The following is an 18433-nucleotide window of genomic DNA, read 5'->3' on the forward strand; positions in this document are numbered from 1 at the left end:
CGCAAAGATGTTTGCTTTAACAAGATCCTGTCGTACAGTGGTTAAAGCAAAGATCATTGCGTTTCGACGGAGGTCTCGTGCTCAACCGCCCAGTCTCGTTCTTCGTTGCCGGGGCCGCCGGCGCCGCCACGCTGACGGCCGCCTCAGCGCCGTCGCCGCTCTATCCCGTCTATCAGCGCCTCTGGGGCTTTTCCGCGTTCACGCTGACGGTCATCTTTGCCGTCTATGTCTTCGCGTTGCTCGCCGCCTTGCTGACCGTCGGATCGCTCTCCGACCGGGTAGGGCGTCGGCCTGTCGCCTCTGGAGCCCTGGTGCTTCTCGCGCTGGGTATGCTGCTCTTCACGATCGCCGGAGGTTCCGGCGGCCTGATGGCTGCGCGAATCGCGCAGGGTTTTGCCGTCGGCGCCGCCACCGGCACCTTTACGGCCATGATCATGGATTCGGCGCCGAGCCCACGGCTCGGCTCGATCGTCAGCAGCGCGGTCCCTTCCCTGGGAATTGCGATCGGGGCGGTCCTCGCCGGTGCTCTGGTGGAGTTCGCGCCCCTCCCTCGCCAACTCGTCTTCTGGATCCTCGCCGTCGTCTATCTGGTGCTTGCAGCGCTCGTCTGGTTGATTCCCGAACGCGCTCGCCCTGCGTCGACATCGCGGGAATCGATCTGGCGGTCGCTTCTGCCGAGCGCCGGGCTTCCGCCGGCCACGCGGCCGGCCTTCTTCGCACTGGTTCCGTCGATCGGCGCGACGTGGGCGCTCGCCGGACTGTATCTGTCGCTCGGGTCGTCGGTACTCGGCACCGTCCTCGATGTGCACAGTCATTTCGTCGTGGGCATCGTGCTCGGAGTGTTCTTCACCGCGGGGGTATCAGGCGCCGTTGGCTCGACAGTCGTACCGCCGCAACTTCGCGAGTGGTTCGGCTATGGAACTCTCACCGTCGGCGTCCTGGTCACGATCGCGGCGACGCTGATGAGTGAGTTGCCGCTCTACGTGGTCGGGTCGGTGGTCGCGGGGTTCGGCTTCGGCGCGGCGTTTCGGTTCGCCGTGAACGCGCTCGGCGAGGCGGCGCCAGTCGCCCAGCGAGGGGAAGTGTTCGCGACGATGTACATCGTCAGCTACCTCGCATTCAGTGTGCCGGCGCTCGCTGCCGGGCTTGCCGTCGAACGGTTCGGGCTCGAGCCGACAACTGTCGCGTACGGGGCGTTGGAAGTCGCGCTGGTTCTGATCGCGATGGTCGCAGGGATCGTTCGGGCGCGCCGACGGATCAGCGAGAACGAGCTTCGGCCAGGCGCGGCCTCGATGTTGGTTCTGCGCACTCCCAACATGCCTCGTCAGACAACGCACGACATCGAGTGTGGCCGGCCGACGGACCGCTGATGATCTCCCTCCACGGCCGGCGCCGACCAAGGCCAATGCCTTGGGCCTGCTGTCGACCTGCTCGATCGCGCACTTTCGCCTGCCACGGCGTCAACGACCCTGCGGACCCCTCCCACAGCCGTCTGCTCCTGTACGACCACACCGCCCCGCTCATCGCCGCCGCCCTCGGCCCCGTCCGCTCGAAGCATGCGCTCGATAACAGATCGTGACCGAATAACGGGGGCGTCGTCACCGCGAGCGCATCGGCCGCGTCGTGCTCGTCGAACGCCGGTCCTACCGTGAGCAGCGGCTCGCGGGCGAGGTCAGGACGCAGGGCCCGCGGCCGCCGTTGACGACCTTCCCAGGTCTCTGGCCGACCCCACGTGTGGGGACGTCCAGGTCGACCCGCTCGGTGACCTTCGTCAATCGATTGGTCTGGTTTCGCTTGTCGGCCAGTAACCTCAGCGTTAGGTCGATCCCCTCGATCTCGCCGAGCCGGCCTTCGCTGACGGCACGGTCGCGGAGTCGGCGCAGGTGCCTCAAGTTCGTCCAAGCAGGGCAGCATTTCTCGGCCGGATCTCGCCGACATGACGCTCGGCATCTTCGCTCGGTGCATGGGCGCCAACGCGACCTTCCGAGCCGTCCACGCCCACCCCCCCCGCGCCTTTGACGGCATCAGCTGCCTGGTCGCGCCGCTCCTGCTCTCTCCGCGGGCGTTCCTGGAGGTGACCCTCGAGGCGATGGGCCTCGGGGACAAGACCGACGAGGTGGATCGCAGGGTCGGCACGATCGCGAGCGTACGGTTGGGGGACGGGAAGACGAGTCGTTGGGCACCGTCGGTCACGATGCCGACGCTCACCTATGGTGTGCACGACGACCGCATCACTCGCCCCGACGACCTCGAGGAAGCCTTCGAGGCCATCGGCGCGGAGCAGAAGTCGATGTTCTGGATTCGCGACACGACCAGCCGATGGGACGGCTACAAGTACTTCCAGCGCAGTCCCGAGCGGGTGCTCGAGTGGTTCGCCGCTCATTGCCGGCCTGATCAATGAGTACCGGAACGCTGCATAGCCCAACGAGAGGAACCGCAGGTCAGAGACCCGAAACCGGGTTTCCGCACCACGCAAGGTTAGGACTCGACCAACTGATTAGATCGCGGTTCGGCCGCCGTCAGCAGCCACGATCGCACCGGTCACGTAGCCGGCCTGGTCGCTGGCGAGGAAGGCGATCACCTGCGCGACTTCGGCCGGGTCGGCGGTGCGCTTGAGCGCGGTGGTCATGCCTATGTCGTCCAGGGCGGGGCCCATGGCCCCCACCACCTTCGCAGTACGCATCGGGCCTGGGGCGACGGCGTTGACGCGGACGTTCGATGTGGCGAACTCGGCCGCCCAGGTGCGGGTCAACGACTCGATCGCGGCCTTGGTGGCGCCGTACACGGCGAAGGGCGGCATGCCGAGGCGGGCCGCGGTGGAACTCACGTTAACGATGCTACCGCCGCCGTTGGCGGCCATTTTCGGTGCGAGAAGGGCGGTCAGAAGGAACGGTGCACGCACGTTGACCGTGAAGGCGGCGTCATAGGTCGCGGCGTCCTGATCGGCGGTCGGGCTCAACGGCACGACACTCGCGTTATTGATGAAGATGTTCACTGCCCCGGCGTCTTCGACTAGCTGCTCGACGGCGGCAGGGTAGGCCAAGTCGGCCGCGACGAAGCGCACGATACCCGCGGAGCTGCCCATACCGGCTTGGACGTCGTCCACGACCCGCGCGCCGCGCTCCACGTCGGTGCCCGTGATGACCACGTTGGCCCCGCCGGCCGCGAGGTTCCTGGCCACAGCGTGCCCGAGCCCACCGATGGCACCGGATCCGGTGATCAGTGCTGTCTTTCCACTGAATTCCATTGAATTACTCTCCTTGTGCAATATGTTTCCTGCTCCGTCTCTGCCGGAGCCGTTTCCTGGGCGTTCGGCGCGCACGTTGAATGGCATGAGTTACGTGAGCGCACGGTAGTCACTCGGTGGTGATGACGAGTTGGCCACCTTCAGGTGTGTAGAAGCGCTCGAGTTCGGTGAGCGCTTCGATGGCCTTCGCGAGCGGCACGGGGCGAGCGATGGGCGGCAGCCTCAGGGTTCCTTGCCCAGCAGTTCGCGCGACATCGTCGATGTTTCCGGGGACGGCTTCGGTGACGAGTCTCTGGAAGGCTCCGGGAACGCGCTTCTCGACAGTTTCGCAGTCGAGGGCTTGATGTCGATGATGCGGCCGCCGGCGTTCAGCATTCTCCGGCACGCCTGATCGGAAGGATGCTCGTGGTGTCGATTGACGATGTCGTTCGTCTCAACGGGCCAGGGGGAAGGTGATGCGCAGGCCGTCTTCGCCGCCGACGGCGACCGCTTGATGAGCGACGCGGATCCGGGTGGCCGTTGCGGTCGGCTCTCCGTTGCCGAGGTTGCGGTTGTAGTAGGGGTGGGCGCCGCTGGCGACCAGGAGACGGACGCGGTGGCCGGCCGCGAAGCGATGGCCGATGGGGCCGAGGTCGACCTCGACGGGTACGCCTTCGCCCAGGCCGGGATCTGTGATGCGGAGAATGCCGTCGGCGACGTTCTGCACCTGCCCGTTCTCGTAGACGTCCAGGATCCGCAGGAACAGGTCGGCGCTAGGCGCGTCCGAATGGAAAGTCGTGGCGGCGGAGGCGTGGCCGGCCAGGTCCAGCGGCTCCCGCAGAGGAGCGCTGGTGAAGACGCGCACATCCGCTCGTTGTTCGAGGGTGCCGCTGTCCCACAGGCCGCTGACGTCGCCGGTGCCGATGGTGAGGAACCCGACGGACGGGGTGGGATCTGACGGGTCGTAAGTCCATTCCATGCGCTCGGCCAGGTCACTGCGGGCGGCCAGCAACTGCTCGTCGGCGCTCGCGTAGAAGACGGTGGTCTCCGGTTCGTGCCACGTATCGAGCTCGTGCCAGCCGGCGTCGGCGCCGGTGCGATAGTAACGCAGGGCGCCGAAACGGTCCGTACCGTCGCCACGCACGTGAGTGTCGAACCAGGCGAGCTTCTCGGCCATGGAGATGCGCGGGTCGAGGGCGGCGTGCGGCCACGGCCCGATGACGAAGCGGTACGGCACGTCGCCGGTGTTCCGGTTCAGGCGCTCGAAGTCGTGCCAGAAGTAGCTGCGGTGGTAGTCGTACCAGCCGTCGAGGTGCAGGATCGGTGCCGGGGGGTCGTCCAGCAGCTCGGCGAAGTTCAGGGCCTGCCAGTGCGGGTCGTCGCCGTCGTGGGCCAGGCGCTCTTGGTAGAAGTCCAGGGTGGTCCCGGTGGCAGCGACGTCCGCCTGGTCGAGCGGCAGATGGTTGTACGGGTTCTCGCCGACCTCGGCGCCGTTGGCCTGCTGCATGACGGTCCAGCTGAGGGCCAGTTCGAGAGCGAAGCCGCCGCCGGGATACCAGGAGCTGACCCGGTCGGTGCTGTACATCGCGGTGGCGATCGCCTTAAGACTGGCAGGCCGGGTGGAAGCGGTGGCCCAGGAGCTGAATGCGTGGTAGCTGGCGCCCGTGAGGCCGAGGCGTCCATCGAACCACGGCTGCTCCTCGATCCAGCGAACGGTCGCGGAGCCATCAGCGGCTTCGTCGAAGTACGAAGTGGTGGTGCGCGTGGTCTGCACGAGGCAGGCATATCCGTGGGACGCCCAAGCGATCACCTCGCCCATATAGAACGCGGCCACTTCGGGCCTGAAGGAGGCGGGGTTGTAGGGCGAGCGGATGAGCACGGCAGGTACCTTGTCGCCCCCTGCCGGGAGCGCCAGGACGCCCTTGAGCTCGAAGCCGTCGTCGGCAGGGACGATCACTCCGTCGATGAGTTCGACGGAGTGCGGGCCGAGCGGACCGTACTGCTGCTCGATCGTCTGCCGCTGCTGCTCGTCAACGGTGGTGGTGCTCATCAGGTTCTCCTTGCGGCTGAGCGGATAGGAGCGGGTCTTCGGTGCCGGCGTGCTGCCACGTCCCGCCGCGCAGCGGAGCCAGTGCCGCAGGGGACGCCTGCCGCGGCAGGCGGTCCTCGAGCCAGCTGACGGTGGCGACGTGAGGCCCGATATGGGGCGCGGGCCGGTAGTCGGTGACGGGGGTTGCGGAGAAGTCGACCGGGAAGCGAATGACCTTGTAGTCGCCTTCGGTAGGGTGCCGGGCGTCGATCAGTGCGTGGCGCGCGGCGTAGTAAGGGTTCTGTTCGATCTCGTCGAGGTCCAGTACCGGCTCCGCGGGGATTCCCAGGCGTCGGCAGTCTTCGAGCCATTCGCCCACCGTGCGCCGAGCGATCAGGCCGGCCAGTTCGGTCTGCAAAGCGGCGTTGTTCTCGTGCCGGGCGGTGCCGTTGAAGAAACGCGGGTCCGCGGCGAGATCGGGCCTTCCGACGGTACGGAAGAAGTCGGTCCAGTTCTTGTCGGTGTAGGGCATGACGCAGATCCACCCGTCCGCGGCGTGATGCGGCCCACGATTCGGGACGAGAGTGCGGCTCCATCCGATTCCGCCTACCGGGGGATCGAAAGATCGGCCACCGAGATGCTCGACCAGGTTGAAGGCGAGCATCGTGTCGGCCATAGGCACGTCGACCCATTGCCCTTCTCCCGTGGTCGCTCGACTGTGCAGCGCGGCGAGGACAGAGCTGACGATCACTAGACCGCAGATCTTGTCGGCCAGGACGGACGGTGAGAACTGGGGCGTTCCAAACGCACGCAGGTAGAGGTCCGACATGCCGGAGACGGCCTGAATCACATCGTCGTAGGCGGGCTCCTCCCCCTTCTCTGACTCGCTGGCGAAGGCTTGTGCGGTGCAGAGGATCGCCGCTGGATTGGCCTGGTGAACCTCATCCCAGCCCAGGTTGAGACGGCGCCGCGATCCGGGTCGCAAATTCGTGATGATCACATCGCACGTGGCGACGAGCTCAGCGAAGCGCTCGTGATCCTCCGACTCGCCGCCATCGAGCACAGCGCTGCGCTTGTTGCGTCCCAGGTTCAACGTGATGGCGCTCATCCCGGCGCTGCGAGAGGGGCCGAGCTGCCGGGCCACGTCCCCGGCCGGCAGCTCGACCTTGATCACGTCCGCGCCCATGTCGCCGAGCTGGGCTGTGGCGTAGGGGCCCATGATGACCGATGTGATGTCCAGCACGCGCAAGCCGGCCAGTGGACCGCTCATGCGCTCACCTCGGCCGGCCTCGCGTAATGCTCGGGATCGTGGCCGCCTGTCCCAGGGCGGGCTCGCCTGCTGAACTCGCCGACGAGGTTCATGGCGTGATGATCAGCTTGCCCCGCTTGGCCATGCCGTTCTGCTCGAGTTCGGTGAGCGCTGGGATGGCCTGGGAGAGCGGGACGGTGCGGGCGATCGGTAGCCGCAGGACGCCCTGGCCGGCGGCTCGGGTGACCTCTTCGAGGTCTTCGGTGATCGGTCGGGCGATCATGGCGTGGAACGGCCCGGGCAGGACACTTCTTGCGAGGTTCAACGGAGTGGGGAGGACGCTGATGATGCGGCCGCCGGGCTTGAGCATCGTTCGCGCGGCTTTGACCGGGAGCGTGCCGGCAGCGTCGAGGACGAGGTCGAACCTTGTTGTGAGCGAGGTGGGGTCGAAGTCGAAGTCGACGACCGGGTCGAGACCGAGCTCGCGTGCTTCGGACCTGGCGGTATCCCGGCAGCTACCGGCGACCGTGGCCTGGTGGGCGAGGGCGATCTGCACGGCGGAGCGGCCAACTCCGCCGAGGCAGCTGTGAACGAACACGGCCTGGCCCGGCTGCAGCCGTCCCTTCCTGATCAAGGCCTGCTGGGCGGTGATCCCGACCGTCGGGATCGCGGCGGCGTCCTCGAACGAGAGGTTCTCGGGCTTGGCCACGGTGCCCTTCTCCTGGGCAACGACCAGGTCGGCGAACGCGCCTGCGGACTTGATCGGCGTCCCGCCGAGCACTTCGTCACCGACGTGTAGCCGGGTGACGCGGTCGCCGACCGCCTCGACGACGCCCGCGAAGTCATGACCCATCGCGCGCGGGAAGCGCCGACCGGTCACGTGCTTCATGCGGCCGGCGCGGATCCCGAAGTCCATTGGGTTGGCCGCGGCTGCGCGCACACGGACAAGGACCTCGTCGGCGCCGAGCGGGGCCGGCTCGAAGTCTTCGAGCCGCATGACTTCCGGCCCGCCGTACTGGTGGTACTGGATCCGCTTCATCGTCGTCATCCCTTCATCGCTTCCACGTGAGGTCTTTCAGGTGCGGTCACAGCGTGACCACGACTTTGCCGTGGACGTGGCGTCCGGCCTGCAGCGTCACGGCGTCGCGGATCTTCTCGACCGGGAAGGCCGCGGCGATGGGAACGGTGAGTTCGCCGGCGAGGATCGCGTCGGTGATCTGCTCCAGGGCGTCCGTCGCCGCATCGATGGCGCCGGTGGCGCGTACGCCGCCGGGAGGGTTGGGGCCCGCGGCGACCGTGGAGATCCGCTCGGGCGCCACGCCGAGCGCCAGCGCGGCCTCGGCCGTCTCCGTGCCGAACAGGTCGGTCGCGGCGGTCACCCCGCCGGGCGCCAGTGCCCGGACCCGGTCCGCCAGCCCGGCGCCGTAGGCCACCGGCTCGGCGCCCACCTGCCGCAGAAACTCGAACGTGCCCGGCGAGGCGGTGCCGATCACGGTCGCGCCGGCGAGCCTGGCGAGCTGCACGGCGAACACGCCCACGCCGCCGGCGGCTCCCCCGATCAGGACGGTGTCGCCGGGCCGCGGGCCGATCGCCGCCAGGGCGGCGGCGGCGGTGAGGCCGGCCACCGGAAGCGTGCTCGCCACCTCATCGCTGATGCCCTCCGGCGTATGCCAGAGCGCATCGACAGGGGGCCTGACCACCACGAAGTCGGCGACCGCCCTGCCCAGGGCGCCGCCGTAGACGCGGTCGCCCACGGCAAAGCCCGTGACGCCGTCGCCGACCTCGTCGATGACGCCGGCAAGGTCGGACCCGAAGCCGGACGGCACGGTGATGCCGAACCGCGCCGCCGACTCTGGCCGCGCGGCGATACCCCAGTCCATCGGGTTCAGCCCGGCAGCCGTCACGTGCACGCGAACCTCACCCGGGCCGGCGTGCGGTTCGGGAACCTCCTGCAGCTCCAGCACTTCGGGGCCGCCGAACGCTTCGTAGATCACAGCTCGGCTCACTGGCCGACTCCTCACAAAGGGTAACGGGACTTGGTTCCATCACCATAGCAGGCGTTACGGAACCAAGTCCCGTACACTCTGCTTATGCCTCGTTGGGAACCGAACGCAGCAGAACGGCTCGCCCAGGCCGCCCTCGACCTGTTCGCCGAGCGCGGCTACGAGAACACCACTGTGATCGACATCGCACAGCGCGCGGGACTGGGAAAAACCACCTTCTTCCGGCACTTCCAGGACAAACGAGAGGTGCTCTTCGGCCGCGGCACGATGGACGAACTGCTCGCTAAGGCGGTAGCCGCAGCCCCGGCGGCCGCCACCCCGCTCGAAGCGGTCGCGCACGCGCTGGACGCGGCCGGCAGAGAGGTCTTCACGCCCGCACGCCGCGAATTCATCGCCCGCAGACAGGCGGTGATCGCCGCCAATCCCGAACTTCAGGAACGCGAAGCGCTCAAGAACCTCGCTCTCATCGCATCAATGGCCGACGCGCTCAAACGACGCGGCGTTCCCGACCTGACCGCTCGCGTGGCCGCAGAACTCGGCGCGCTCGCCTCCTCGATCGCCTTCGAACGCTGGAGCCGGACGAGCGCCGGCGAGGACTTCAGCAAGATCGCGCGACAAGCACTCGACGACGTGCAAGCATCTACAGCCTTCTGCTGACGCGGCGACTGCCTTGAACAGGCCGGAGATGGCTGCCGTGACTCGTGGATCAGGCCCGCGACAGTGGTGCGGCGGGTTGGCAGTAACACCGAGGACGTGGATGCGCCGCGTTGGGTCGTCTGCCGGCCTCGGACGGCGTGTGATCCGCTGCCGGTTCGCTGGAGGGGGCGCTGGGCGTGGCGGTACCCGCTGTTTGGGTGGTGTTTGGGGTTTGGATTTAGCAAGATCACGGCACGCGAGCAACCATGGAGCAACCACCGTCGCCAAACCACCACAAAAAAGACACTGGGCGTTCCCGGTGGAACCGAGAACGCCCAGGTCAGGACGGGTGCGCCGCCAGGGACTTGACCCCCGAACCCGCGGATTAAGAGTCCGCTGCTCTTGTGCTAGATGGGTGCTCCCGCTGCCGATCTATGCCGGTTCGTCCGTCACTCCGCCGGTGGTCAGACTCGTCCAAGATGGACTTGCATCAACTCGGCTCCGGGTATGACAGTCATTTTTTGGTTCACGCACACACGACCCGGCGACGACACGGGCTGGGTTCCACGGACAGCGATGATGTCCGGGTCGATCCAAGGGTTGGTCGGGCGTGTGCTCCAGCCCCGGGCGGTGAGCCACCGCTCGAAGGCGGCCGTCACGAGCTCCTCATCACCGCGACAACACCGCTCCAGCCGCCGAGTGCGGTCAGAACTCACGAACGACCGCGGTCAGTTCTCGCGAACGAAGCCGGCTGATGGCGTTCATCCTCGGCATCCGCACACCGGTAAGCACCACCCTGATCTCCGCATCGGCCATCACGGCGTCGAACCGCCAGCAGGGCATCTGCTTGGGAGCGCAGGAAACCGGCCCACGTGCTGCAGGCAAGTTCGGGTGCGGGATCGATACCAGCGTCCTTGAGGATCTCCCACACCGTCGAGGCGGCCACCTTCACCCCGAGAACGAGCAGTTCACCGTGCACGCGGCGATATTCCACCCGGAATTCTCCCGGATCAGGCGCAGCACCAGGACACGGATCGAACGCACCGTCGGCGGCCGGCCCCACCCTCTGGGCTGGGACAGGGCAGCGTGCCGACGCGAGATCAGGTCGCGGTGCCAACGCAGCACATGGTCAGTGGAAGGTCACTTCGACGTGCAGGCCTCCATTGAGGTTGGGTCGTGCGGTCAGCACGGCGCTGTGGGCGTGGGCGATGGCGCGGACGATGGTGAGGCCGAGTCCGTGGCCGTCGGTGTGGCGGGCGCGTTGGCTGCTGACCTGTTGGAATGGCTGGAAGAGTCGCTCGACCTCGGCGGGGGAGATTGCCGGGCCGCTGTTGCTGACTGCGATGTAGGCATTGTCTCGGACCAAGTTCGTGGTGATCTCGACTTGTCCTCCGGGCGTGTTGTGGCGCAGTGCGTTGTCGACGAGGTTGGTCACCAGCCGCTCGATGAGTCTGGGGTCGCCCGTGGTCGGTGCCGGGCCGAGTGCGGCATCGATGGTGATGCCGCGGTGTTCGGCTTGTTGTCTGCGGCCGGCGATGACGGTTTCGGTGATCTGGTCGAGATCGACCGGCTCCCACTGTTCGACGCCGTGCTCGCTGGTTGCCAGGGTGAGTAGCGCCTCGATCAGGCGTTCTTGCTGATCGCCGAGTTGTAGAGCCTGTTCGCAGGCCATCCGCAGGGCTTCGGTGCTGGCCTCGGGGTCGGCGAGGGCGACTTGCAGGAGGGTTCGTTGTCCTGCGAGGGGGGTGCGCAGTTCGTGTGAGGCGTTAGCCACGAAGTGGCGTTGGGCCTCGAAGGAGGCCTCGAGTCGCGCGAAGAGGTCGTTGAGGGTCTTGCCGAGGTCGGTGAGTTCGTCGTTTGGGCCGTCGAGGTCGAGCCGGCGGTTGAGGTTCGTGGCGGAGATCTCCTGGGCGGTGGTGTTGATGGCGCGCAGGGGGCGCAGGAATCGTCCCGCCAGCCACCAGGCTCCGGTGAGCGCGACGAGCGCGGTGGCCAAGCCGATGGCGGCTGGAGCAAATTCGAACTGATGGCTTCCGCCGACCCGGTCGGTGCCGGGGCTGGCGTTCGCGGGGGCCCGCGCGGCCGTGTGGCCATATAGCAGGTTGGTGGCGAGGAGCACGGCGGCGAGCAGGCCGAGGAAGAATCCTGAGTACAGCAAGGTGAGCTGTGCCCGGAGCATGGGCCTCCGCCTGCGGCGGAGTCGGGACACGACCTTCTCACGTACGCGCATCATAGATCTCCGATTCGGTAGCCGCCTTCGCGGACGGTGTGGATGACCGGTGGGTCGCCGAGCTTGACGCGCAGCCGGCGGATCGTCGTCTTGACCGCGGTGGTGAAGGGGTCGGCCGCTTCGTCCCAGACCCGTTCGAGGAGCTCTTCGGCGGAGATCACCCGGCCGCCGGAGGCGAGGAGGCATTCGAGGACGGAGAACTCCTTCGGGCTGAGCTCCAAGGGCCGCCCGGCGCGGAAGGCGACTCGGCGGCTCGGATCCAGCGTGAGGTCCGCTTCGCTCAGTGTGGGTGGCGTTGCCGGCGTGGAGCGGCGGCCCAGGGCGCGGACGCGGGCGACGAGTTCGGAGAAGTCGAACGGCTTGGGCAGGTAGTCGTCGGCGCCCAGGTCGAGGCCGTCGACGCGGTCTTTGACGGTGCTCGCTGCGGTGAGCATCAGTACGCGGCTTCCGCAGCGCTCGGCCACGATGCTCTTGCACACCTCGTCGCCGTGGACCCCGGGCAGGTCCCGGTCCAGGATCACGACGTCGTAGCGGGTGACCGCCAGATGCTCCAGCGCATCGTTGCCGTCGAGGACCACGTCCACCGCCATGCCCTCGCGGCGAAGGCCGGTGCCGATCGAGCGGGCCAGGATTTCGAAATCCTCGACGACTAGCACTCTCACGAACGTTCTCCGTTCCGCTGCCCCAAGGTGGCGGCCACGCCCGCTCGGGTCGGGGGCGGGATCCCATCACCGCAACGATGCCAGGGCCCAGGTGTCAGCGCGGTGTCGGTGGCCGACACCGGGCTGACACCGGGCGTGTCGTACATCTACGTCGAGCGCAATCGTCAAGACAAGGACGGACGAGCACGTGAACGACGCAGTCATCGAAGTCACCGGTCTACGCAAACGGTTCGGGCCCACACTGGCCCTCGGCGGCGTGACCTTCACCGCCCCGCCCGGCAAGGTGACCGGCTTCATCGGCCCGAACGGGGCGGGGAAGTCCACCACCATCCGGGTGATCCTCGGTCTCGACGCTCCCGACGAGGGCCGCGTCAGGGTCGGTGGACACCCCTATCAGGACTTGCGGAACCCGCTGCGCCACGTCGGGGCTCTGATCGATGCCGCCGCTGTCCAACCCAGCCGCACCGCCCGCAACCACCTGCTGTGGCTGGCCCGTTCCCAGGCCCTGAAAGCCGGCCGGGTCGACGCCGTGCTCGAGCTGGTCGGCCTCGCCGCGGCGGCCCGCCGCAGGGCGGGCGGCTTCTCGCTGGGCATGCGCCAACGCCTCGGCATTGCGGCGGCGATGCTCGGCGACCCACCGGTCGTCATCTTGGACGAGCCGTTCAACGGCATGGACCCGGAGGGGATCGTCTGGATGCGCAAGCTGCTGCGCACCCTCGCCGCCGAGGGCCGGGCCCTGCTCGTCTCCAGCCACCTGATGAGCGAGCTGCAGGGCATCGCCGACCACATCGTGGTGATCGGCCGCGGCAAGGTCCTCGCCGATGCCGGCATCGATGAGCTCCTCGCGCGCGCCGCCGGTGAGCAGGTTCTGCTGCAGACACCGACGCCGGCCGAGGCGGCCCGGGTGCTGCATCGTGCCGGGGGCGCGACGACGATCCTCGACGACAGCACCCTGAGCGTCTCCGGGCTTGCGGCCCGCCAGGTTGTGGAAGCTCTTGGGCAGTCGGGCGTGGTCTTTTCCGAGGTCACCACCCAGCGGGCGACGCTGGAGGACGTCTACTTCCAACTCACCAGCGGCGAGGCGGAGTTCCGGACCGAGGCGGGACAGGGAGCGCAGCGATGACCAGGACCAGCGCGTCACCGCTATCGGCCGGCACACCCGAGCGGACGCGCTTCACGGCCGTACTGCGGGCCGAGTGGACCAAGTTTCGCACGGTCCGCGGCTGGGTGATCGCCCCAGTCATAGCCGCCCTGCTGTGCATCATGTTCGCCTACTTGGTCGCCAACGGTACCCACACCGACTTCTGCACCGGCGCCGGCAACTGCAAGGCCGGTCATCCCTTCGTGCCGACCGGACCGAACGGCCAAGCGGTCGCCGACAGCTACTACACCGTCGGCCGACAGCTGACAGGCGACGGCACCATCACCACCCAGGTCACCTCGCTGACCGGCGTCATCTCGACCGCCATGACCAATGTCGCCCCGTCTCAGGCGCAGCAAACCCGCCCCGGTTTGGCGGCCTGGGCCAAGGCCGGGATCCTCGCGCGGCCGAGCACCCGGCAAGGATCGGCCTACGCCGCGGTGATGGCCACCGGCGGCCACGGCGACCGTTTCCAGTACAACTACAGCCACGACAATCCCGGCCGGTCCGGACCGGTGTCCACCAGTTCACCGCGCTGGCTGCGCCTGACCCGCACCGGCGACACCCTCACCGGCTACGACTCGACCAACGGCACCACGTGGACTCGGATCGGCGCCGCGCACCTGACCGGGCTGCCGGTCACCGTCCACGTCGGGCTGTTCGTCACCTCGCCGGTCTCCTTCCAGACATCGGCCAGCGGCTCACGCACCCTCGCCACCGCCACCTTCGACCACACCATCATCGACGGCCACACCACGCCCAACGCCTGGCACGGTCAGAGCATCGGAGCCCGCCAGCAGGACTTCTACCCGACGCTGCGAGTCGGCAGCTACCAACGCGCCGACAGTTCCCTTGTCATCAGCGGCTCCGGAGACATCGCCCCCGCCGTCGTCCAAGGGCTTCTTGGCGCGGACACGGCCGCCAGCAGCCTGCCCTTCGGGCTCACCGTCGCGCTGATCGTGATCATCGTGGTAGCGACCATGTTCATCACCGCCGAATACCGTCGCGGCTTGATCCGCATCACCTTTGCGGCCATCCCCGGTCGGCGCCGCGTGCTCGCGGCCAAGGCCGCCGTCATCGGAGCGGTCGCCTTCGTGACCGCAGCCGCGGCCGCGACGGTCGCCATCTCCCTCGGCGAGCGCATCCTGCAGGCGAACGGCGCCTACGTCTTCCCGGCCAGCGCCTCCACCGTAGTGCGCATCATCGCCGGCACCGCAGCCCTGGCCACCGTCACCGCTGTCGCCGTGCTTGCCGTCGGCGCCATCACACGCAGGAGCGCCGCCGCGGTCGCCACGGGCATCGTGGTATTCGTTCTACCCTCGATCATCGGCTCAATCAGCTCCGGTGGCGCCGTGCAGTGGCTGTATCGCCTCACCCCGGCCGCCGGCCTGTCGGTGCTGCAAGCCCTGCCCCGATCGGCGCAAGTCGACTACCCCTACACCTTCGCCAACGGCTACTACCCGCTCGCCCCCTGGGCCGGCCTCGGCGTCCTCACCGCATGGGCAGCGCTCGCCCTCGGCATCGCCGCCGTCGTACTGCGCCGGAGAGACGCATGATCGAAGCACTACGAGCCGAATGGACCAAGACGCGCACCACAGGCGGCACCGCCTGGCTCCTCACCGGAGCCGTCGCCGTGACCATCGCGGTCAGCGCCGGCAGCGCCGCCGCCACCCACGTCTCCCCACAAAGTGGCCAGGAGGATCCCACCAAGCTCGCCCTGGCCGGCATCTACCTTGGCCAAGCAGTCATCGCGGTATTCGCTGTCCTGACCATCGCCGAGGAATACGACACCGGCATGATCCGCGTCAGCCTCGCCGCCATGCCGCACCGCCTTATCCTCCTCACCGCCAAAGCCGCCACCACGACAGCACTCGCCCTCGCCGCCGGCATCCTCGCCGTCACCGGCTGCCTGCTCGTCGGCCGCCTCATGCTCCCAGACGCCGGCCTCGACCCAGCCCACGGCTACCCACTCATCACAATCAGCCACAGCCCAACCCTGCGCGCCGCCTCCGGCAGTGTCTGCTACCTCGTCCTAATCGCCCTCCTCGCCCTCGGCGTCGCCACCGCCATCCGCGACACCGCCCCATCCATCGCCGTCGTGCTCGGCCTGCTCTACCTACCCCCACTCCTCGCCCAAGCCTTCACTGAGCCACTACGGCGCCACATTGAACAAATCGCCCCCATGACCGCCGGACTCGCCATCCAAGCCACCACCAACCCCCACTCCCAACCCATCGCCCCCTGGGCCGGCCTCGGCGTCCTCACCGCATGGGCAGCCGCATCCCTCCTGATCGCCGCACTCCTACTGCGACTGCGCGACGCATGACCACCATCGGCGGCCCGCACGATCCACGGTGGCTGCTCGCCCGGGTCTGTCCAATTAACGGCTCTGTCGCACTTCCGGTGGTAACGGAGGATGGCCTATTGGAGAAGGATGCGGTGGCGCAAGAGACGGAAGCCTGCCCGGCCATACATCTCGGAGACGGGCAGCACCACATCACCCTGATCGCAACCAAAACCACTGGGACGCCACCCGACCCGCTGGACTCGACAACTGAATGGCACGCCGACCAGCGCGCCCGACGGCCGAAGACCGCCAAACTCGCCTGTAACGACTGGCTCCGGGACTACGTTCAAGACAGGCTCGCCGGCATGGTCACCGCCCTGGACGGCAGCACGATCGACGGGCCGCCGACGCGCTGGATCGGGCGGCGTCACGGTCGCCGCAAGGACCGGCGGGGGCGACTTGCTGGAGTCCGGAGCAGATCGCGGGCAGGCCCTGGGTCGACTTCCCCGAGGACGTGACGATGTGCATCTCCTACGAGGCCATCTACCAGGTGCTGTATGTCCACGGCCGCGGCGCGCTGCAGCGCGAACTGACCGCCTGCCTGCGCACTGGGCGGGCGTTGCGCGTCCCGCGCGCCCGTACTCGCCAGCGCGGCAAGAAGTTCGTCGCCGAAGAAGTGATGATCAGCCAACGCCCCGCCGAGGCTGAGGACCGCGCGGTGCCCGGACGCTGGGAAGGTGACCTCGTCCTCGGACTGGACAGCTCCGTGATCGGCACCCTTGTCGAGCGCACCACCCGGTTCATGATGCTGCTGCACCTACCGCCCATGGACGGTCACGGCGGCCCCCGGGCCAAGCGGCTCCGGCCCGGCTGCGGCGGACGACCTTCGGGCAGTCCGTCTGGTAGAGGTCAGAGCCGGGGCAATCACTGGATCAACGCGTTCTTGTCGATCTTGCCGACCGCGGTCAGCGGCAGCCGGTCGACTGCGATCACGTCGTCGGGAGCCTTGTAGGCGGCCAGTCCGCGCTGGCTGAGAAAAGAGGCCAGTTCCCGGGTGCCGGGTACCTGACCCTGGCAGACCAGGAAGGCCACCGACCGTTCGCCCCACTGGGCGTCCGGGGCGCCGACCAGTGCCGCCGCGGTGATCGCCGGATGGATGAGGAGGTGCTCCTCCACCTCGGTGGCGGCGATCTTCTCTCCACCCCGGTTGATCTGGTCCTTGATCCGTCCGACGACTTCCTGGTTTCCCGACGGCGTCCGGCGGACTAGGTCGCGGCGATCGATGAGCACTTCGGCTCCTTCGACTCCTTCGCCAAGCAGCTGTCGAGTGCGACCTCGACGGTGCAGGGCTTGGGGTGGGGTGTGCTGACGTGGGAGCCGCTAAGCCGTCGCTTGGTGGTCGAGCAGGTCTATGACCACCACGGCAACGTTGGGATGAACACCACACCGCTGCTGGTGTTCGACGCAAACGTCCGGCCCGATTACGTGCAGAAGCTGTGGTCGCTGGTCAACTGGACCGACGTCACCGCCCGCTTCGACGCCGCCCGGGCGAAATAGACCGCGACGCCTCCCGAACCGGCTTCATGCTCCGAAACAGTCCCAGCCGGTTCCGGGGGCGCCGCCGCCTCACCGTCTTCCAGCGGATCCTAGTGTTTGCTCGACATCACCCTTCACCGGGGCGCGTCCCCGGTGAAGGCCACCGACGCGCTCGCCGCTTTTAATCCATAGGTTCTGGGTTCGAGTCCCAGGCGCCCTACCAGCCCTGACCTGGGGTTTCACCTGCCTGGGCGGAGTCGTGGTGTTCGTGGTGGGGCCACGGTGAGGCCATGGTGGGGTCAGACCCGCCCTCAGGTTGGCATGGTCGGCCCCGTAGCGTTGGTGTCCGTCCGCCTCGGCACGGGCCGAGGACGCGGCCACGCGGAATGTTGATTCGGACGAGCGGGCGTGCGCCGGGGCGGCGTGGGTGGTGTGTGTGCTCCGGGTGCGTAGCGTCCGGCGCTCAGGATGAGCCGGGCGACGTCTTCGGCGGTTTTGCGGGCGATCTCGGGCACGACGGCGATGTAGGTGTCGGCGGTCAGCACGATGCTGGAGTGCCCGAGCTGGTCCTGGACGACTTTCAGGTCGGCACCCGCCTGCAGGGCCAGGCTGGCCGCCCCGTGCCGCAGGTCATGCAGGCGGACCGGAGGCAGCCCGCTGGTGGCGAGAAGTTCGGCGAAGTTGACCGACAGGCCGTCGGGACCGAGCGGACGTCTGCAGGTGTTGGTGAACACGTACCCGCCGCCGTCGGTGCCAGGGCGGCGAGTTCGGCTTGATGCCGATGCCGATGGCGGTGGCGGTGGCGGCGCCCAGGTCGCACCAGCGCAGTCCGGCGGCCTTGCCGCGGCGCAGACGCCGCAGGGCGATGAGGTGGTAGGCGGCGTAGAGGCGGTGGTCGGCGATGTGGTGGAGGAAACGGGCGGTTTGGGCGGCGGTCCAGATCGCCACGGCGGGGCGGATGCCGGTCTGGTGGTAGTGGGTGATCTGAGCGTCGATCCATACCACCGCGTGTGGGCGCCGGGCGGGCGGGAGTTCGACGTAGCGGGCGGGGTTGTCGGTGATGAGTCGTTCGCGGACGGCGGCGTTCAGCGCGGTGCGCAACGTGGCGTGGATGCGTTTGAGGGTGGCGGCGGTCCCTGGTCGCCCCGACGCTGAGCTACCACGCAGGATCACAGTGAACATCTGCTGCAGATCCCGGATGTCAAGATCCCGCAGCGGGATGATGCCCAGGTGGGGATACAGGTAGTCGTTGACGTGGCTGGCGTACCCGCGCAGCGTCGATGGTTGTAGTGAGATGCGGCTGGTCAGCCACATGTGCAGCCACTGCCCGTGCTCAGCAACCGTCCATGCGGATCACCTGATTCCGGCGTGGTCAGCTGTTGCAGTGCCTGGGTGGCCGCTGCGCGGGTGGGGAAGCCGCCTCGCCGGATGCGG

The 18433-nt window shown here is 68.0% G+C and carries 19 protein-coding genes and 1 pseudogene; 8 read left to right on the top strand and 12 right to left on the bottom strand.

Translation table 11 applies throughout. The features are described 5' to 3' along the window. Positions 1-77: 77 nt before the first annotated feature. Together NDW01_RS37595 and NDW01_RS37600 are read left to right on the top strand one after the other, a co-directional pair. Positions 78-1370 carry an MFS transporter gene (locus NDW01_RS37595; RefSeq protein ID WP_252829172.1) on the top strand — a complete coding sequence of 431 codons (1293 nt, stop codon included), beginning with the start codon at positions 78-80 and terminating at the stop codon, positions 1368-1370. A gap of 566 nt (positions 1371-1936) precedes the next feature. Further along, positions 1937-2401 (top strand): hypothetical protein, encoded by a 465-nt coding sequence (locus NDW01_RS37600; protein ID WP_252829173.1) that lies wholly within the window; start codon positions 1937-1939, stop codon positions 2399-2401. 96 nt (positions 2402-2497) lie between these two features. Here the strand turns inward: NDW01_RS37600 and NDW01_RS37605 are convergent, their stop codons facing one another. From NDW01_RS37605 to NDW01_RS37630, 6 genes are all read right to left on the bottom strand, one after another. After that, positions 2498-3247 carry an SDR family NAD(P)-dependent oxidoreductase gene (locus tag NDW01_RS37605; protein ID WP_252829174.1) on the bottom strand — a complete coding sequence of 250 codons (750 nt, stop codon included), beginning with the start codon at positions 3245-3247 and terminating at the stop codon, positions 2498-2500. 109 nt (positions 3248-3356) lie between these two features. Beyond that, positions 3357-3632 (bottom strand): hypothetical protein, encoded by a 276-nt coding sequence (locus tag NDW01_RS37610; RefSeq protein WP_252829175.1) that lies wholly within the window; start codon positions 3630-3632, stop codon positions 3357-3359. A gap of 48 nt (positions 3633-3680) precedes the next feature. Further along, positions 3681-5276 carry a CocE/NonD family hydrolase gene (locus tag NDW01_RS37615; protein ID WP_252829176.1) on the bottom strand — a complete coding sequence of 532 codons (1596 nt, stop codon included), beginning with the start codon at positions 5274-5276 and terminating at the stop codon, positions 3681-3683. Then, the gene (locus tag NDW01_RS37620; RefSeq protein WP_252829177.1) at positions 5257-6525 is read right to left on the bottom strand and encodes a CaiB/BaiF CoA transferase family protein; all 1269 of its coding nucleotides are present in this window, start codon (positions 6523-6525) and stop codon (positions 5257-5259) included. The genes NDW01_RS37615 and NDW01_RS37620 overlap by 20 nt, the downstream gene beginning before the upstream one ends. A gap of 88 nt (positions 6526-6613) precedes the next feature. Continuing rightward, positions 6614-7543: an NADP-dependent oxidoreductase gene (locus NDW01_RS37625; RefSeq protein ID WP_252829178.1), complete on the bottom strand. Its 930-nt coding sequence runs from the start codon at positions 7541-7543 to the stop codon at positions 6614-6616. 46 nt (positions 7544-7589) lie between these two features. Further along, positions 7590-8510 (bottom strand): NADP-dependent oxidoreductase, encoded by a 921-nt coding sequence (locus NDW01_RS37630; RefSeq protein ID WP_252829179.1) that lies wholly within the window; start codon positions 8508-8510, stop codon positions 7590-7592. 84 nt (positions 8511-8594) lie between these two features. On the opposite strand from NDW01_RS37630, the gene NDW01_RS37635 reads away from it, so the two are divergent. Beyond that, positions 8595-9164: a TetR/AcrR family transcriptional regulator gene (locus NDW01_RS37635; protein ID WP_252829180.1), complete on the top strand. Its 570-nt coding sequence runs from the start codon at positions 8595-8597 to the stop codon at positions 9162-9164. A 691-nt stretch (positions 9165-9855) separates the two neighbouring features. Here NDW01_RS37635 and NDW01_RS37640 read toward each other — a convergent pair. The 3 genes from NDW01_RS37640 to NDW01_RS37650 form a co-directional block, all read right to left on the bottom strand. Beyond that, positions 9856-10122 carry a hypothetical protein gene (locus NDW01_RS37640; RefSeq protein ID WP_252829181.1) on the bottom strand — a complete coding sequence of 89 codons (267 nt, stop codon included), beginning with the start codon at positions 10120-10122 and terminating at the stop codon, positions 9856-9858. A 150-nt stretch (positions 10123-10272) separates the two neighbouring features. Continuing rightward, positions 10273-11322 (bottom strand): sensor histidine kinase, encoded by a 1050-nt coding sequence (locus NDW01_RS37645; RefSeq protein WP_252829182.1) that lies wholly within the window; start codon positions 11320-11322, stop codon positions 10273-10275. 50 nt (positions 11323-11372) lie between these two features. After that, on the bottom strand, positions 11373-12035 hold the full coding sequence (locus NDW01_RS37650; protein WP_252829183.1) for a response regulator transcription factor: 663 nt from the start codon (positions 12033-12035) through the stop codon (positions 11373-11375). Between the two features lie 187 nt (positions 12036-12222). Between NDW01_RS37650 and NDW01_RS37655 the strand changes: the two genes are divergently transcribed. The 4 genes and pseudogenes from NDW01_RS37655 to NDW01_RS37670 form a co-directional block, all read left to right on the top strand. Then, positions 12223-13158: an ABC transporter ATP-binding protein gene (locus NDW01_RS37655; protein ID WP_252829184.1), complete on the top strand. Its 936-nt coding sequence runs from the start codon at positions 12223-12225 to the stop codon at positions 13156-13158. Next, positions 13155-14732: an ABC transporter permease subunit gene (locus NDW01_RS37660; RefSeq protein WP_252829185.1), complete on the top strand. Its 1578-nt coding sequence runs from the start codon at positions 13155-13157 to the stop codon at positions 14730-14732. The genes NDW01_RS37655 and NDW01_RS37660 overlap by 4 nt, the downstream gene beginning before the upstream one ends. Continuing rightward, positions 14729-15502, top strand: coding sequence for an ABC transporter permease (locus NDW01_RS37665; RefSeq protein WP_252829186.1), 774 nt, complete (start codon positions 14729-14731; stop codon positions 15500-15502). The genes NDW01_RS37660 and NDW01_RS37665 overlap by 4 nt, the downstream gene beginning before the upstream one ends. Positions 15503-15684: 182 nt before the next feature. Continuing rightward, positions 15685-16319: pseudogene (locus NDW01_RS37670) on the top strand (IS30 family transposase); the annotation flags it as partial. A 68-nt stretch (positions 16320-16387) separates the two neighbouring features. On the opposite strand, the gene NDW01_RS44100 reads toward NDW01_RS37670, so the two are convergent. Next, positions 16388-16753 (bottom strand): AMP-binding enzyme, encoded by a 366-nt coding sequence (locus NDW01_RS44100; RefSeq protein ID WP_308211861.1) that lies wholly within the window; start codon positions 16751-16753, stop codon positions 16388-16390. Positions 16754-16783: 30 nt separating this feature from the next. Here NDW01_RS44100 and NDW01_RS37680 point away from each other — a divergent pair, with 30 nt between their 5' ends. Next, positions 16784-17020 carry a Fe-Mn family superoxide dismutase gene (locus NDW01_RS37680; RefSeq protein WP_252829191.1) on the top strand — a complete coding sequence of 79 codons (237 nt, stop codon included), beginning with the start codon at positions 16784-16786 and terminating at the stop codon, positions 17018-17020. 290 nt (positions 17021-17310) lie between these two features. Here NDW01_RS37680 and NDW01_RS37685 read toward each other — a convergent pair whose 3' ends face one another. After that, positions 17311-17733: a tyrosine-type recombinase/integrase gene (locus NDW01_RS37685; RefSeq protein ID WP_252829187.1), complete on the bottom strand. Its 423-nt coding sequence runs from the start codon at positions 17731-17733 to the stop codon at positions 17311-17313. Further along, a complete protein-coding gene (locus NDW01_RS37690; RefSeq protein WP_252829188.1) occupies positions 17630-18313 on the bottom strand; it encodes an N-terminal phage integrase SAM-like domain-containing protein in 684 nt (227 codons plus the stop codon). Before NDW01_RS37690 ends, NDW01_RS37685 begins: the two co-directional genes overlap by 104 nt. Between the last annotated feature and the right edge of the window lie 120 nt (positions 18314-18433).

Origin of the sequence: Actinoallomurus soli (assembly GCF_024055715.1) — a bacterium.
GTDB lineage: Bacteria > Actinomycetota > Actinomycetes > Streptosporangiales > Streptosporangiaceae > Actinoallomurus > Actinoallomurus soli.